The 14,889-nt window shown below is 58.9% G+C and carries 18 protein-coding genes; 2 read left to right on the forward strand and 16 right to left on the reverse strand.

Going from position 1 to position 14,889, the window contains the following annotated elements; all coding sequences use genetic code 11:
- From HMPREF3138_RS25675 to fkpA, 9 genes are all read right to left on the reverse strand, one after another.
- On the reverse strand, positions 1–131 hold a 131-nt coding region (locus HMPREF3138_RS25675), incomplete at its 3' end, for a GTP-binding protein (RefSeq protein ID WP_004146313.1).
- Between the two features lie 70 nt (positions 132–201).
- The gene (gene fusA, locus HMPREF3138_RS16155; RefSeq protein ID WP_038878051.1) at positions 202–2,316 is read right to left on the reverse strand and encodes an elongation factor G; all 2,115 of its coding nucleotides are present in this window, start codon (positions 2,314–2,316) and stop codon (positions 202–204) included.
- A gap of 93 nt (positions 2,317–2,409) precedes the next feature.
- Positions 2,410–2,880, reverse strand: a complete 471-nt coding sequence (rpsG, locus tag HMPREF3138_RS16160) for a 30S ribosomal protein S7 (protein WP_004956203.1) — start codon at positions 2,878–2,880, stop codon at positions 2,410–2,412.
- Positions 2,881–2,976: 96 nt separating this feature from the next.
- Entirely contained in the window at positions 2,977–3,351 is a 375-nt protein-coding gene (gene rpsL, locus HMPREF3138_RS25680) for a 30S ribosomal protein S12 (RefSeq protein WP_004930426.1), read from the reverse strand.
- Between the two features lie 143 nt (positions 3,352–3,494).
- Positions 3,495–3,782, reverse strand: a complete 288-nt coding sequence (gene tusB, locus HMPREF3138_RS16170; RefSeq protein ID WP_019456119.1) for a sulfurtransferase complex subunit TusB — start codon at positions 3,780–3,782, stop codon at positions 3,495–3,497.
- A 9-nt stretch (positions 3,783–3,791) separates the two neighbouring features.
- Positions 3,792–4,151 (reverse strand): sulfurtransferase complex subunit TusC, encoded by a 360-nt coding sequence (tusC, locus tag HMPREF3138_RS16175; RefSeq protein WP_033636258.1) that lies wholly within the window; start codon positions 4,149–4,151, stop codon positions 3,792–3,794.
- A 7-nt stretch (positions 4,152–4,158) separates the two neighbouring features.
- Positions 4,159–4,548 carry a sulfurtransferase complex subunit TusD gene (tusD, locus tag HMPREF3138_RS16180; protein WP_038878054.1) on the reverse strand — a complete coding sequence of 130 codons (390 nt, stop codon included), beginning with the start codon at positions 4,546–4,548 and terminating at the stop codon, positions 4,159–4,161.
- Positions 4,548–5,270: a helix-turn-helix transcriptional regulator gene (locus HMPREF3138_RS16185; RefSeq protein WP_004930418.1), complete on the reverse strand. Its 723-nt coding sequence runs from the start codon at positions 5,268–5,270 to the stop codon at positions 4,548–4,550. Before HMPREF3138_RS16185 ends, tusD begins: the two co-directional genes overlap by 1 nt.
- Positions 5,271–5,643: 373 nt before the next feature.
- Positions 5,644–6,483, reverse strand: coding sequence for an FKBP-type peptidyl-prolyl cis-trans isomerase (gene fkpA / locus HMPREF3138_RS16190; protein WP_038878056.1), 840 nt, complete (start codon positions 6,481–6,483; stop codon positions 5,644–5,646).
- A gap of 356 nt (positions 6,484–6,839) precedes the next feature.
- On the opposite strand from fkpA, the gene HMPREF3138_RS16195 reads away from it, so the two are divergent.
- Positions 6,840–7,067 (forward strand): SlyX family protein, encoded by a 228-nt coding sequence (locus HMPREF3138_RS16195; RefSeq protein ID WP_033649297.1) that lies wholly within the window; start codon positions 6,840–6,842, stop codon positions 7,065–7,067.
- A gap of 15 nt (positions 7,068–7,082) precedes the next feature.
- Here the strand turns inward: HMPREF3138_RS16195 and HMPREF3138_RS16200 are convergent, their stop codons facing one another.
- From HMPREF3138_RS16200 to kefG, 7 genes are all read right to left on the reverse strand, one after another.
- Positions 7,083–8,255, reverse strand: a complete 1,173-nt coding sequence (locus tag HMPREF3138_RS16200) for a MalY/PatB family protein (protein WP_038878058.1) — start codon at positions 8,253–8,255, stop codon at positions 7,083–7,085.
- 1 nt (position 8,256) lies between these two features.
- On the reverse strand, positions 8,257–9,696 hold the full coding sequence (gene nhaC, locus HMPREF3138_RS16205) for a Na+/H+ antiporter NhaC (RefSeq protein ID WP_038878060.1): 1,440 nt from the start codon (positions 9,694–9,696) through the stop codon (positions 8,257–8,259).
- A gap of 122 nt (positions 9,697–9,818) precedes the next feature.
- A complete protein-coding gene (locus tag HMPREF3138_RS16210) occupies positions 9,819–10,847 on the reverse strand; it encodes a LacI family DNA-binding transcriptional regulator (RefSeq protein WP_038878062.1) in 1,029 nt (342 codons plus the stop codon).
- A gap of 92 nt (positions 10,848–10,939) precedes the next feature.
- Positions 10,940–11,527 (reverse strand): peptidylprolyl isomerase, encoded by a 588-nt coding sequence (slyD, locus tag HMPREF3138_RS16215; RefSeq protein ID WP_038878063.1) that lies wholly within the window; start codon positions 11,525–11,527, stop codon positions 10,940–10,942.
- A 112-nt stretch (positions 11,528–11,639) separates the two neighbouring features.
- Entirely contained in the window at positions 11,640–11,843 is a 204-nt protein-coding gene (locus HMPREF3138_RS16220) for a YheV family putative zinc ribbon protein (protein WP_038878065.1), read from the reverse strand.
- A gap of 14 nt (positions 11,844–11,857) precedes the next feature.
- Positions 11,858–13,666: a glutathione-regulated potassium-efflux system protein KefB gene (gene kefB / locus HMPREF3138_RS16225; RefSeq protein ID WP_070559177.1), complete on the reverse strand. Its 1,809-nt coding sequence runs from the start codon at positions 13,664–13,666 to the stop codon at positions 11,858–11,860.
- Between the two features lie 2 nt (positions 13,667–13,668).
- The gene (kefG, locus tag HMPREF3138_RS16230; protein ID WP_033645385.1) at positions 13,669–14,220 is read right to left on the reverse strand and encodes a glutathione-regulated potassium-efflux system ancillary protein KefG; all 552 of its coding nucleotides are present in this window, start codon (positions 14,218–14,220) and stop codon (positions 13,669–13,671) included.
- A 129-nt stretch (positions 14,221–14,349) separates the two neighbouring features.
- On the opposite strand from kefG, the gene HMPREF3138_RS27190 reads away from it, so the two are divergent.
- A partial coding sequence (locus HMPREF3138_RS27190) for an ATP-binding cassette domain-containing protein (protein WP_126207756.1) occupies positions 14,350–14,889 on the forward strand: 540 nt, incomplete at its 3' end.

Genomic DNA, 14,889 nt, shown 5'->3' on the forward strand with positions numbered 1-14,889 from the left:
GCAGAACCGCCGTAGGTTTTAGCCAGTACGGTGGTGATCGCTGCAGTCAGGGTAGTTTTACCGTGGTCAACGTGGCCGATAGTACCAACGTTAACGTGCGGTTTTGTACGTTCAAATTTTTCTTTAGACACGGCTATATTCCTTACTATAGCGCTCTCCCCTTCTGGAGAGAGCACGGGACTTTGGTTTTAACCCTGCGGCTTATTTGCCACGGGCTTCGATTACGGCCTGAGCGACGTTGTTCGGTGCATCATCATACTTCAGGAATTCCATGGTGTATGATGCGCGACCTTTAGTCAGAGAACGCAGCTGAGTTGCGTAGCCGAACATTTCGGACAACGGTACTTCAGCGTGGATCTTAACGCCAGTCACTTCAGATTCCTGACCGCGCAGCATGCCGCGACGACGGCTCAAGTCACCGATAACGTCACCGGTGTTCTCTTCTGGAGTCTCAACTTCAACCTTCATGATAGGCTCAAGCAGAACTGGTTTCGCTTTCTTAAAGCCTTCTTTAAAGGCGATAGACGCGGCCAGTTTAAACGCCAGTTCAGAGGAGTCAACGTCGTGGTAAGAACCGAAGTGCAGACGAATACCCATGTCTACTACCGGGTAACCAGCCAACGGACCAGACTTCAGCTGCTCCTGGATGCCTTTATCAACGGCAGGGATGTATTCGCCAGGAATTACGCCGCCTTTGATGTCGTTGATGAACTCGTAACCTTTCGGGTTAGAGCCCGGCTCCAGTGGGTACATGTCGATCACAACGTGACCGTACTGACCGCGACCACCAGACTGCTTGGCGTGCTTACCTTCAACATCGGTAATCTTCGCGCGAATCGCTTCGCGGTAAGCTACCTGAGGTTTGCCCACGTTAGCTTCAACGTTGAATTCACGCTTCATGCGGTCAACGATGATGTCGAGGTGCAGTTCACCCATACCGGCGATGATGGTCTGGTTAGACTCTTCGTCAGTCCATACGCGGAATGACGGGTCTTCTTTAGCCAGACGGCCCAGAGCCAGACCCATTTTTTCCTGGTCAGCTTTGGTTTTCGGTTCAACGGCGATAGAGATTACCGGCTCAGGGAATTCCATACGCTCCAGGATGATTGGAGAGTCTGGATCACACAGGGTGTCCCCGGTGGTCACGTCTTTCAGACCGATCGCAGCGGCGATGTCGCCTGCGCGAACTTCTTTGATCTCTTCACGCTTGTTGGCGTGCATCTGAACGATACGGCCGAAACGCTCGCGCGCAGACTTAACGGAGTTCAGCACGGTGTCGCCGGAGTTAACAACGCCGGAGTACACGCGGAAGAAGGTCAAGTTACCTACGAACGGGTCGGTAGCGATTTTGAACGCCAGAGCAGAGAACGGCTCTTCATCACTTGCGTGACGCTCAGCCGGAGTGTCTTTACCGTCGTCCAGGATACCGTTGATCGCAGGAACGTCAGTTGGTGCCGGCAGGTATTCGATTACCGCATCCAGCATCGCCTGCACGCCCTTGTTCTTGAACGCAGAACCACAGGTAACCAGGATGATTTCGTTGTTCAGCACGCGCTGACGCAGAGCGGATTTGATTTCTTCCTCGGTCAGCTCTTCGCCACCCAAGTATTTTTCCATCAGCTCTTCGGAAGCTTCCGCAGCGGACTCGATCAGGTTCTGGCGCCATTCTTCAGCCAGATCCATCATGTCAGCCGGCACGTCTTCGTATTCGAAGGTTACGCCTGCGTCTTCTTCGTTCCAGTTGATCGCCTTCATCTTCACCAGGTCGATAACGCCGGTGAATTTGTCTTCTGCGCCGATAGCCAGCTGCAGAGGAACAGGGTTAGCGCCCAGACGAGATTTGATCTGGCCAACAACTTTCAGGAAGTTAGCACCCATACGGTCCATTTTGTTAACGAACGCGATACGTGGCACTTTGTATTTGTTAGCCTGACGCCATACGGTTTCAGACTGTGGCTGAACACCACCAACAGCACAGTAAACCATTACCGCGCCATCCAGCACACGCATGGAACGTTCTACTTCGATGGTGAAGTCAACGTGCCCTGGGGTGTCGATGATGTTTACGCGATGCGGTTCGAACTGCTTGGCCATACCAGACCAGAAAGCAGTAGTCGCTGCAGAAGTGATGGTAATACCACGCTCCTGCTCCTGTTCCATCCAGTCCATGGTGGCAGCGCCGTCATGAACTTCACCGATTTTGTGGTTTACACCGGTGTAGAACAGAATACGTTCGGTAGTGGTGGTTTTACCGGCGTCGATGTGAGCACTGATACCGATGTTGCGGTAGCGTGCAATGGGTGTTGTACGAGCCATTTGATTCCTCTATTCCTAGGGCGTTCAAGTTCAGTTAACCCAAGCGGGCCGATTTGACGCGCCCGCTTGGTTAGCATGACTACAGCCGGGTGATTACCAGCGGTAGTGGGCGAACGCCTTGTTGGCTTCGGCCATACGGTGAACGTCTTCACGCTTCTTAACAGCAGAACCTTTGTTCTCTGCTGCGTCAGACAGCTCGTTCGCCAGGCGCAGAGCCATGGATTTATCACCGCGTTTACGTGCAGCATCAACGATCCAACGCATTGCCAGAGCATTACGACGAACCGGGCGGACTTCAACTGGTACCTGATAAGTAGAACCGCCAACGCGACGCGACTTAACTTCTACAGTCGGGCGAACGTTGTCGAGAGCGACTTCGAAAGCTTCCAGGTGATCTTTACCAGAACGCTGAGCCAGGGTCTCCAGCGCGGTATAGACGATTGCTTCTGCAGTAGATTTTTTACCGTCTACCATCAGGATATTTACAAATTTGGCCAGCAGCTCAGATCCGAACTTAGGATCTGGCAGGATTTTACGTTGGCCGATTACGCGACGACGTGGCATGGAAATACTCCGTTGTTAATTCAGGATTGTCCAAAACTCTACGAGTTTATTTTGACATTAAAGTTAAAACGTTTGGCCTTACTTAACGGAGAACCATTAAGCCTTTGGCTTCTTCACACCGTACTTGGAACGAGCTTGCTTACGGTCTTTAACACCGGAGCAGTCAAGTGCACCACGGACGGTGTGGTAACGCACACCTGGCAGGTCTTTTACACGACCGCCACGGATCAGGATTACGGAGTGTTCCTGCAGGTTGTGGCCTTCGCCACCGATGTAGGAGGTCACTTCGAAACCGTTGGTCAAACGCACACGGCAAACTTTACGCAGTGCGGAGTTTGGTTTTTTCGGGGTAGTGGTGTATACGCGGGTGCATACGCCACGTTTCTGCGGGCAGGCTTCCAGCGCTGGAACGTTGCTTTTAGCAGCCTTCACAGAGCGTGGTTTGCGAACCAGCTGGTTAATTGTTGCCATTAAAAAAGCTCCTGGTTTTTGCTTCGTACTAGCTTCGTAAACATGTGATAAATCCCCTCGTATGCACTACTGGCAAAGTACGAGGACGCAGAATTTTAGGGCTGACCAGTATGGGTGTCAAGAAATATACAACATCACTCTCATTACCAGGCCATTTGGCTGCGGTGTTGTTCGGTTAATTCAACGAAGTGATTATAGCCGACGACAGTGATTTTGTGCGAAAAATGACCAACCAATCCCCGGGCTTCCAGGTCGTCCTGCAGCGCGTAAAGGGATATGGGGGCGGCGAGCAGCAATTCAAGATGGGCGCTGCCGGCAAGGCCGGCAAGCACGCCGTCCTGCAGCAGCAGCAGCGCGTCGCCCTCTGCCGTCAGGCGCAGCAGCGCAGGTAAGTCACATTGGTTTGGCGAATGGCTCAGGGTATACAGCATCAGAGGATCCTAAAACGTCATCACGGCGTCGTAGCCGGCCAGTTCGCGGCGCAGTTCGTCCGGCGCCAGCACTTCCGCATCCAGCACCCAATCGGTCACCTGGCTCAGCCCACGCTCCTGCAGCGAAGCCTGGCACAGATAGCAGCGCTCCACGTCATACAGCGGCAGCACGCCGAAGGTGGCAATGTAATTGCGCGCCAAAATCTTTTCCGGTTGCTGGCCCGGCAACAGCTGCAATACGCCATCGCCGACAAAAAACACCCCCAAGTCTTCGCTGAGCGCCGACGTGGCGAGCAGCGCATCCAGCCCTTCCCTGCCGCCGGCGCCGCCGTGCGGCCCGTGGGTGAAAACAAAAGCGACTCGTTTCATCATATCCTCAGAACTGCACCAGACGGTCGCAACTCAGCGACGCTTCGGCCAGGGAACCCAACCCGCTCAGGGTAAAGCCAGGCTGCAGGTTGGCGCTTGCCAGCCCCTGTTGCGCCGCCTCCTGGTCGTCGGTGACGCCACGGCGCAGCGCAGCAGCAACGCAGACGTTGAGCGCCACGCCATGTTGCTGCGCCAGCTGCGTCCAGCCGCGCACCAGGTCGAACTCGTCGCTGGCCGGCGCGGTCAGCTGGTTGGCGTTCAACACCCCTTCACGGTAGAAAAAAACGCTGGAAAGCCGGTGCCCTTTCGCCAGCAAAGCCTGAGCGAACTGATAGGCGCTGCTGGCCTGCTGCGTGCCGTAAGCCGGGCCGGTGACCAACAGACAATAATCAAGCATCAACGGTCGCTTCCCAACAGATCGCCGCTCTTGAACTGGCGGATATACAGATACACGGTGTGTTTGGAGATATTCAGGCGATCCGCCACCTGGTTGATCGCATCCTTAATGTCGAAGATGCCTTTCTCATAGAGATTGAGCACCACCTGGCGATTCTTGGCGTTATTGGACACCGAGCGGTCGGCGTTCACCTCTTCAATGGTGAACTCCAGCGTCTGCGCCACCAGATCGTCGACGGAAGAAGCGAAATTCACCGACGACGGTACGTCCTGCGTGGCCGGCGGCATAAAGGTCTGCATGATCTGCGAGAACGGCACGTCGAGGTTCATATTGATGCACAGCAAGCCGATCACCCGCTGCTCGCGATTGCGAATGGCGATGGTCACCGACTTCATCAACACGCCGCTCTTGGCGCGGGTAAAGTAGGCTTTCGACACGCTGCTGTCGTCGCCGGCCATGTCGTGCAACATGCGCAGCGCCAGATCGGTGATCGGCGAGCCGATTTTACGTCCGGTATGTTCACCGTTGGCGATGCGTACCGCTGAGCTGTTCAGGTCTTCCAGCGCGTGCAGTACGATCTCGCAGTGGCCGCCGATCAACATCGCCAACCCGTCGACCACCGCTTCATAGGATTTCAGGATTTCATGATCCGTTTGAGTAAACGGACGTTCATTCAGCAAATCAAGTTCGCTGGCTTCGCTGGATAAAAGCGAATTCGACATCGAAGATACCACCCTCATAGATCGCCTGTGCCAGGGGGCGCAGCTAAAACCGCTCGGACCGGATCGCTGCCGTCGTCGGCACGCCGCAGCGCGGCCGGCTGAGAGCGGCATCAAACGGCACGATGACATCCGCGGGCGAGGCGGCCGGGAACAATTTTAGGTACACGCCCTAAGGGGCAGACGCATGACTGATAAATCAGAATTATTAGTCTAGCAAAGCGGCCGGAGCAAAGTCCTTGCGTTTGCGCGTGGTATTGACGTTAAGCCCGATGCCCGGCAGGCGTCAAGCGTTCAATGGAGAGAGAGACGGCGGCTGCCGAAATGAAAACCGCCGCGGAGGGCATCCGCGGCGGTGGCAAACAGAACGACGATGTTATTTCGCTTTGGTAGCGGCTTTCGCGTCAGCCGGTTTTTCGGCTTTAGCGTCGGCTTTCGGCGCCGCTTTCACGTCCAGCAGCTCAACGTCAAAGACCAGCGTGGAGTTAGCCGGGATGCCCGGAACGCCGGTTTTACCGTAGGCCAGCGCCGGTGGGATCACCAGCTTGATTTTGCCGCCTTTCTTGATGTGCTTCAGGCCTTCGGTCCAGCCTGGGATCACGCCGTCCAGACGGAACGACAGCGGCTCGCCGCGGGTGTAGGAGTTATCGAACTCGGTACCGTCGGTCAGGGTGCCTTTGTAGTTAACTACCACGGTGTCGCTGTCTTTCGGTGCTTCACCCGCGCCCGGTTTCTCTACCTGGTACAGCAGGCCGGATTCGGTTTTCTTCACGCCTTTTTCTTTAGCGAAGCTGTCGCGGTACTTGGCGCCTTTGGTTTCGTTGTCCTTGGCGTCCTGTTCCATCTTCGCCTGAGCGGAAGCCTTCACGCGCGCTTCGAAGCCCTGCAGGGTCTTCTCGATGTCGGCATCGTTCAACTTGCTCTTGTTGGCGAACGCGTCCTGAACGCCAGCGATCAGCTGATCTTTGTCCAGCTTGATGCCCAGCTTCTCTTGCTCTTTCAGAGAGTTGTCCATGTAACGGCCGAGAGAGGCGCCCAGTGCGTAAGCCGCTTGCTCGTCGTCGTTTTTGAACTTGCCGGTGCTCGGTGCTGCTGCCGCGTCCGCTGGTTTAGCGGCTTCTGCCGGTTTGGCGGCATCGGCTGCCATGACCTGGGTCGCATTCAGAGCAAAAGCCATGGTGGTTGCCAGAAGCGTGACTTTAAACAAAGATTTCATCCATTTCTCCAGTGTCTGAAGCAATGCCCCAAACAATCATTAGGTAAGATAACCGGGCTACTATAGCTGCCTGAAACAAAACAAAACAGTCGCACAGGTAACCAATCGAGTCAAAGTGTGACTCCCGCTTTGCCAAGAAGTTTCCCACCGCGTGCTACTCGCATGATAAATCAGATTTTTCTTGCAGAATATTCGGCGAGGTTAGCAAAAAACGGCGTATCGAGCGCGCAACTTTTCAGCACTTTACACTGCCGATCGCAACGTTGCGCGCCGTCTGGAGAAATAGCGCGAGCAAACCCGGCGCCAGCTGTTACCATAGCGCCGAATCAGGATTTTATCGCGTCAGAGGTACCCTCATGCACAACGCCGACACTCAACGCCTGCTACAGCGGCTTGAAGAACTGGAGAGCCGTCAGGCCTTCCAAGAGCTCACCATCGAAGAGCTCAACCAGACCGTCATCCAGCATCAAATGGAAATGCTGAAGATGCGCGAACATCTGCGCATGTTGACCGACAAGCTGCGCTCGACCCAAACCTCAATGATCGCCTCGCAATCGGAAGAAACGCCTCCGCCGCACTATTGAGGGCCTGCCATGCGGTTATTTCAGGCGTGCCAGCCCTGCGACGGCACGCTCGAGATACCGGCGCGGGCACCCCAGGTTGATACGGATAAAACCGCTCCCCTGAGGGCCGAAACCGCTGCCCATCGACGGCGCCAGCTTCGCCACCGCCACCAGCGCCTGCTGCAAGTCAGCATCGTTCAAACCCAGCGAGCGGCAATCCAGCCAGGCGAGATAGGTTCCTTCAGCCTGGGTCATCGTGCACCAGGGTGCGGCGTCCGCCAGCGCCTGCTTAAACCAACACCGGTTCTCCGCCAGGTAGTCGAGCAGCTCATCAAGCCAGGCAGCGCCCCGTTGATAGGCCGCGGTCGCCGCCGTCATCGACAGCGCGTTGAACACATCCAGCCCGTGGGCGTTCAGCCGATCGACAAACGCCTGCCGAAGCCGGGCGTTGGGGATCAGGAAATTCGAAATGCGCAGCGAGGAGAGGCCGAACGTTTTGCTGGCGGACGTCGCCGCAATTACCCGCTCGCGATATTCCTCACCCAGATGCAACACCGACGTAAACGTCTCGCCGGGCAGCAGCAGGTCGGCCCAAATTTCATCGGAGATCACCGTGACGTCGTGGGCGTGGCAGAGCGCCATGAGCCGCTCCAGTTCCTCGCGGCGCCAGCAACGGCCGGTCGGGTTGTGCGGATTGCACAGCAACAACAGCGGCGGTTTACGCTGCGCCAGGCAGGCGGCCAGCTGGTCGAAATCGATCCGGTATCCCTGCGGGGTTTCCAGCAGCGGGTTTTCAATCACCTCTCTGCCGTTCATGGTGACTATCTTGGCGAACGAGCCATAGTACGGCCCCTGCACCACCACGCCATCCCCCGGCTTGCTGAGCAGTTGGATCAGCATCGCCAACCCCGGCACTACCCCTTCAATCGACGTGAACCATTCGCGCCGCAGCGGCAAGCCGTGCCGCTTGGCAAACCAGTCGATCGCCGCCTCATAGTAAGCGTCGTCGCGTTCGCTGTAGCCAAAGACGCCGTGGTCCACCCGCTGATGCAGTGCCTGCTGCACCTCCGGCGGGCACGGAAAGTCGAAATCGGACACCCACATCGGCAACAGTTCACTGCCGTCCAGTTGCAGATAGCGGTCGATGAAGTCCCACTTCACGGAGCCGGTGTTGTGGCGATCGATGATGGCGTTGAAATGACTCGTCATGTCAGGCTTCCTTACGCTGCAAGTCGTTCTGAGGTTGGAGTTTGGCGATACCGAAGCCGGTGAACCCATAAATCAGGGCGAACACCACCGCGGCATAACATTGGATCGCCCACGGCAGCAGATCGAGGGTGCTGACCCCCAGCGTGGTGGCCATGTAAATGCCGGCGGCCGTCCACGGGATCAGCGGTTCGATGACGGTGCCCGCATCTTCGACGGTGCGCGACAGATTTTTGTTGTCCAGCCCCATGCGTCGATAGGCCCCTTTGAACAGCTCCGCCGGGATCAGCAGCGCCAGCTTGCCGTCGCTGGTCGCGCCGGTCACCAGGATAGTGGTGGCAACGGTGGCGGCGATCAGCTGGCCGGTGGTGTGCACCACTTTCAGCAGCCGGCTGATGATCACCGTCAGCGCGCCGGTCAGCGTCAGGGCGCCGGCGAAGGAAAAGGCGCAGAACACCAGCAGGATCGTACTCATCATCGAGAACATGCCGCCGCGGTTCAGCAGGCGCGGCACATCGGCGACGATCCCTTCGACGTTATGGCCCTGAGTGGCGAACATCGACAGATTGAAGCCGTCCATCAACGCATTCAGCCCCTGCTGCAGGCTAAAGCCCTGCAGCGCGATGCCGATGGCGATCGCCAGCGCGCAGGCGGCCAGCATGACGGGGATCACCGGCCGTTTGGTCACCGCGCCCCACAGCACCAGCACCGGCGGCAGGATCAGCAGCAGATTGAAGTGGTACAGCCCCTCCAGCGCACCGACAATTTCGGTCACTTTTTCGGGCGTTGCCACACTGCCCACCGCACCGGTGTGGCCGGCGATCAGGTACACCACGGCGGCCAGGATAAAACTCGGCAGCGTCGTGTACATCAGATGCTGGATATGGCTGTAGAGATCGGTATCCGCAACGATAGCCGCGAAGTTCGTCGAATCGGACAACGGCGAAATTTTGTCGCCGAAGTAAGCGCCGGACACCACCGCCCCGGCCGCGGCGGCCAGCGGCACGTCCAGACCGGCGGCCACGCCCATCAGCGCCACGCCCACGGTGCCGGCCGCCCCCCACGAGGTGCCGGTGCACACCGAGATCACGCTGGTGATGAAGAACGCGGCGATCAGAATGTATTGCGGGCTGATCAGCTTCAGCCCCCAATACACCATGTAAGGAATTGTGCCGCTGATCATCCAAGTGCCGATCAGGCCGCCCACGCAGATCAGGATCATGATCACCGGCATCGCCTTCGCCAGCTTGGCCACGATGGCCTCGATGATGTCGTCCCAGCGGTAGCCTTGCCACCAGGCTAACGCCGCGGCAATGGCGGCGGAAACCAGCAGCAGCGGTTCAATGCGCAGACCAAACTGGCCATAGCCGATGATGAGCAGCAACAGCATGGCCACAATCGGCAGCGTCGCCAGCCCAAGGTTGAGCGTTTTCTTATTATCCATATACGGCTCCTGTTGAAGATGGGGTACTGCAACAGCGTAATGGCTTCGGTAATTGGAGGATGTGAGCGCAGGCAACCGGCCATGTAATCGGTTTCATGAGATGGCGTTGTGTGAGCCGTCTCTCATTCGCCGCGCTTGCTTTGCTCATGCGGTTCGCCGTCGGCGACTGAGTCTCGCAGGATAAGTTCGGCCGAAAAGCGGTTGTTTCGTGGCGCGACGTCGCTGCCGCTGTGAATCTGTAGCGCCAGGCGCGCGGCACGCCGAGCCATTTTCTCGATGGGATAATGCACGGTGGTCAACGCGGGGTGGAGATACTTCGCCAAGGCAATGTCGTCAAAACCGACGATCGACAGCGCCTCAGGCAGCTGAATGTGCCGTTGGTGGCAGGTGCGCATCATGCCGGCGGCCATCACGTCGTTGAAGGTCACTGCGGCAGTGAAGCGTGGGTCGCTGGCCAGCACGCGCTCGGCCGCCAGTTCGCCCCCTCGCTCGTTGAAGGGCACGCTGATGATCCAGCTGCCGGGTACCTCAATGCCGGCGGCGGCCATGGCCTTACGGTAACCCGCTAACCGCTGCGCGCGGTCGTCTATCGGCAGATCCGCCGTCACGCAGGCAATTCTCCGATGCCCCTGGCGTATGAGCAACTCGGTCGCCGTCTGCGCCGCATTGGCGTTGTCGAGCCAGATGCAACGGTTGGCGATGGCGGGCAGATAACGATTGATCAGCACCAGCGCAGGCGTGTGGGCGGCGTAGCGCAGCAGCTCCTCCTCCCCCATGCGCGTGACGTGCGCCACGATGGCTTCGCATCCCTGGTTGATGAGAAAATCGAGGCCGCTTTTTTCCAGCTCGGCCTGATGCCCGCCGCTGCACAACATCAACCGCACGCCGGCCTGCCGCGTGATGTCTTCCACGCCCCGCGCCAGGCGTGAAAAAAATGGATCGTCGAGGTTGCCGGTCAGCAATCCCAGCATATTGCCGCTTCTTTTCGCCAGCGCCAGCGCGGCGGCGTTGCGATGGTAGTTAAACTCGCGCATCGCTTTCTCGACGCGTTCGCGGGTCACCGGTTCAACGTAGGCGGTATTATTGATCACCCGGCTGACGGTAGCCGTGGAAACGCCGGCGCGGCGCGCAACGTCTTTCATGGTGGCCATGGCATGTCCTGTTGTACCGTTCGGCGCCCGGTGCGCCGCGCATAAAAAAGGGCAGCCGATGGCCGCCCTCTTGTCTCGTCACTGCGCTCTGCTTAGTGGCAGCCGCAGCCGCCGTTACCGCAACCACCTTTACCGTGGTCGTGACCATGGTCGTGATCGTGGCTGTGGCCGTGACCGCCGCAGCAGCCTTCACCGTGTTCGTGGTGATGGTCGTGCTCGCCGTGTACGTGGCCGTGCGCCAGTTCTTCTTCGGTCGCTTCGCGGATCGCGACAACTTCCACGTTGAAGTTCAGGTTTTGGCCGGCCAGCATGTGGTTGCCGTCAACCACCACGTGGTCGCCGTCAACTTCGGTGATTTCAACCGGTACCGGGCCCTGATCGGTGTCAGCCAAGAAACGCATGCCGACCTGCAGTTCGTCAACGCCCATGAAGACGTCTTTCGGTACGCGCTGCACCAGGTTTTCGTCGTAGTTGCCGTACGCGTCGTTCGCGCCGACGTGAACGTCAAAACGATCGCCAACGTCGTGGCCTTCGAGTGCTTTTTCCAGACCTGCGATCAGAGAACCATGCCCGTGCAGATAGTCCAGCGGTGCGCTCACCGGAGACTCATCAACCAAAACACCGTCTTCTGTACGTACTTGGTAAGCCAGGCTGACCACCAAGTCTTTTGCTACTTTCATGATATCTCCTACCGTTGGCTACTAGGACGCACACCGTTATCGGGATGCGCGCCTTTTCCGGACAGATTGTAACGGAAATCTGCCTCGCTGTACCCTCCGGGATAAAAAAACGCTACTTCGGCTGGAAAATGCCGATCACCTGCTCTTGCGGGCGAACGTGTTTTTCCACCTGTTGGTCGGTCTGGCGCTGATGGTGGCCGCACTTGACGCACTCCACCACCTCCACCTGATCCTCCCGCCATACCGCCAGCGTATCCATGGCGCTACAGCTCGGGCACACCGCCCCGGCGATAAATCTTTTACGTGTTGCAGACATCGTTATGCTCCCGCTTATTCGTATTCGTCCCAGCCGTCGAATTGGCGGCTTTCTTTTTGCATTTCGCGATGGAACAGCTCTTCCAGCTCGCGCCGCGCCTCTTTCACGCGGGAAATTTGCGCCACATCGCCCTGATGCGGCGGCATCAGTTCACGCAGCATGCGCATATCCAGGCGGCGGAAATGCTGCTGGGCGCGGAAGGCCTGATGCGGGTGCATCCCCAACTCCATCAGCGCCTTGCGCCCCAGTTCCAGCGCGCTGGAGAAGGTTTCGCGGCTGAACTGTTTTCCCCCCGCCTGCAGCAACTCATGCGCCTCCACGCGGCCGCGCGCCCGCGCCAGAATGCTCAGGTTCGGAAAGTGTTGCTGGCACAGCCGCACGATCTCCATGGTGTCTTCCGGCTCGTTGCAGGTGATCACGATCGACTTGGCCTTCTCGGCGCCCGCCGCGCGCAGCAGCTCCAGCTCGGTGGCATCGCCGTAATAAACCTTGTAGCCGTAGCGCCGCAGTACGCCAACGGCGCTGACGTCGCGCTCCAGAACGGTAATGCGCATTTTGTTGGCCATCAACAGGCGGCCGATCACCTGGCCGAAACGCCCGAAGCCGACGATAATCACCTGCGGATCGTCATCTTCCACGTACGGCGTCTCCTCGTCTTCGTCTTTGGCGTTATAGCGGCGCGCCAAAATGCGGTCGATGGCCTGCATCAGCAGCGGCGTGGTCATCATCGACAGCGTCACCACCACCAGCAGCAAAGAAAGTTGATCCGGCTGCAGCACCTTTTGGGCGCCCGCCGCCGAAAACAGCACGAAGGCGAACTCACCGCCCTGGCTGAGCACCCCGGCGAACTGCAGGCGCACCGAACTGCGCAGGCCGAACAGGCGCGACACGCCGTAGAGCACGCCGGATTTGACCGTCACCAGCACCAGCACGCCGATCAACACCTCGGCCAGATGGGTGTAGAGTACGCCGATATTCAACACCATGCCCACCGAGATAAAGAACAACCCCAGCAGCAGCCCTTTAAACGGCTCGATGGAGATTTCCAGCTCGTGGCGGTATTCGCTCTCCGCCAGCAGCACCCCGGCAATGAAGGTGCCGAGCGCCATCGACAGGCCGAGCGCTTCCATAAACAGCGCCGAGCCGAGCACCAGCAACAGCGCCGCGGCGGTGAAGATCTCGCGCACGCCGGAAGCGGCGATATAGCGGAACAGCGGCCGCAGCAGGAAACGACCGCCGATCAGCATGCCGCCGAACGCCGCCACCTTGAGCGCGATCTTCGCCCAGTCGTCGCTGGTGCCGCCGGCGCCGGCCAGAATCGGGATCAGCGCCAGCGCCGGGATCACCGCCATATCCTGGAACAGCAGCACCGAGAAGCCGAGCTGCCCCCCTTCGTTGCGGTTCATGCCCTTCTCGCGCATCAGCTGCAGCGCCATGGCGGTGGAAGACATCGCCAGGCCGACGCCGCCGATCACCGCCGCCTGCCAGGCGAAGTGCGTCAGGTACAGTAACGCGCCCAGCACCGCCGCGGTGATCAACACCTGGCCGGCGCCGGCGCCGAAGATCGAACGCCGCAGCTCCCACAGCTTGCTGGGGTTCAGCTCCAGACCGATGATGAACATCAGGAACACCACGCCCAGCTCGGAGAAGTGCAGGATCTCGTCGACGTCGCGAATGAAGCCCAATCCCCAGGGGCCGATGGCGATGCCGGCGATCAGATAGCCCAGCACCGCGCCGATCCCCAGGCGACGGGCGATCGGCACCGTCACCACCGCAGCGAACAGGAACAGTAAAATGGCGGTCAGTAAGGTCGATCCTTCCATGCTCACCGCCCTCCGCGTGGCAGCGGGTGGCTCAGCCACTCGCCGTAGGCGTCCGCATGGCTACGCAGCACCTCCGGCTTTTGCCGCCGCGCCCAATACACCACGAACGGCGTCAGCCAATGCATATGGCACATCCCGGCGGTCAGCTCGAATGGCCGCAGAATATCTTCCATCGGGTAGTGGTTATAACCGCCGGTGCGGTAGGCGCCTTCCGGTTCGCCGGTGGTGATCACCGAACGCCAGTATTTGCCCGCCAGCGCATTGCCGCCCACGCCGCTGGCAAAGCCGCGCGACAGCACGCGATCCAGCCACTCCTTCAGCAGCGCCGGGCAGCTGTAGGTATACAGGGGGTGTTGAAACACGATGACCTGATGCTCACGCAGCAGCTGTTGTTCGTGATGGATATCGATAAAAAAATCGGGGTAGTGCGCGTAGAGATCGTGCACGGTGACATGTTCCAACTGCTGCGCCGGTCGAAGCAAAACCCGGTTCGCCACCGAGTCATGGGATTCCGGATGGGCATACAGCAGCAAGACCTTGGGCGGCTGCGACATCATTCCCCTCCAAAGCGTCGTCAGGGTAGCGGTTTTCCGTTACCATGCATCGCAAAGACAAAAACAGCGCGCGGTGCGCGTTCTGTTACCTTAATGATAATTTAACATACTCTGAACATACGGCGCTTTATGATTGTATTCTCCTCGCTACAAATCCGACGCGGCATCCGCGTCCTGCTGGACAACGCCACGGCGACGGTTAATCCAGGTCAGAAGGTCGGCCTGGTGGGTAAAAACGGCTGCGGCAAATCCACGCTGCTGTCGCTGCTGAAGGGCGAGATCGCGGCGGACGGCGGCAGCTTCACCTTCCCCGGCAACTGGGCGCTGGCCTGGGTCAACCAGGAGACACCGGCGCTGGACGTGCCGGCAATCGAGTATGTTATCGACGGCGACCGCGAGTTTCGCCAACTCGAAGCCGAATTGCAGGCGGCCAACGATCGCAACGACGGCCACGCCATCGCCACCCTGCACGGCAAGCTGGACGCCATCGACGCCTGGACCATCCGCTCCCGCGCCGCCAGCCTGCTGCACGGGCTCGGCTTCTCCAACGAACAGCTGCAAAGCCCGGTGCGCGACTTCTCCGGCGGCTGGCGCATGCGCCTCAACCTGGCGCAGGCGCTGGTGTGCCGTTCCGACCTGCTGCTGCTCGACGAACCGACCAACCACCTG

The organism is Serratia sp. HMSC15F11 (assembly GCF_001808215.1).
GTDB classification, from domain to species: domain Bacteria; phylum Pseudomonadota; class Gammaproteobacteria; order Enterobacterales; family Enterobacteriaceae; genus Serratia; species Serratia nevei.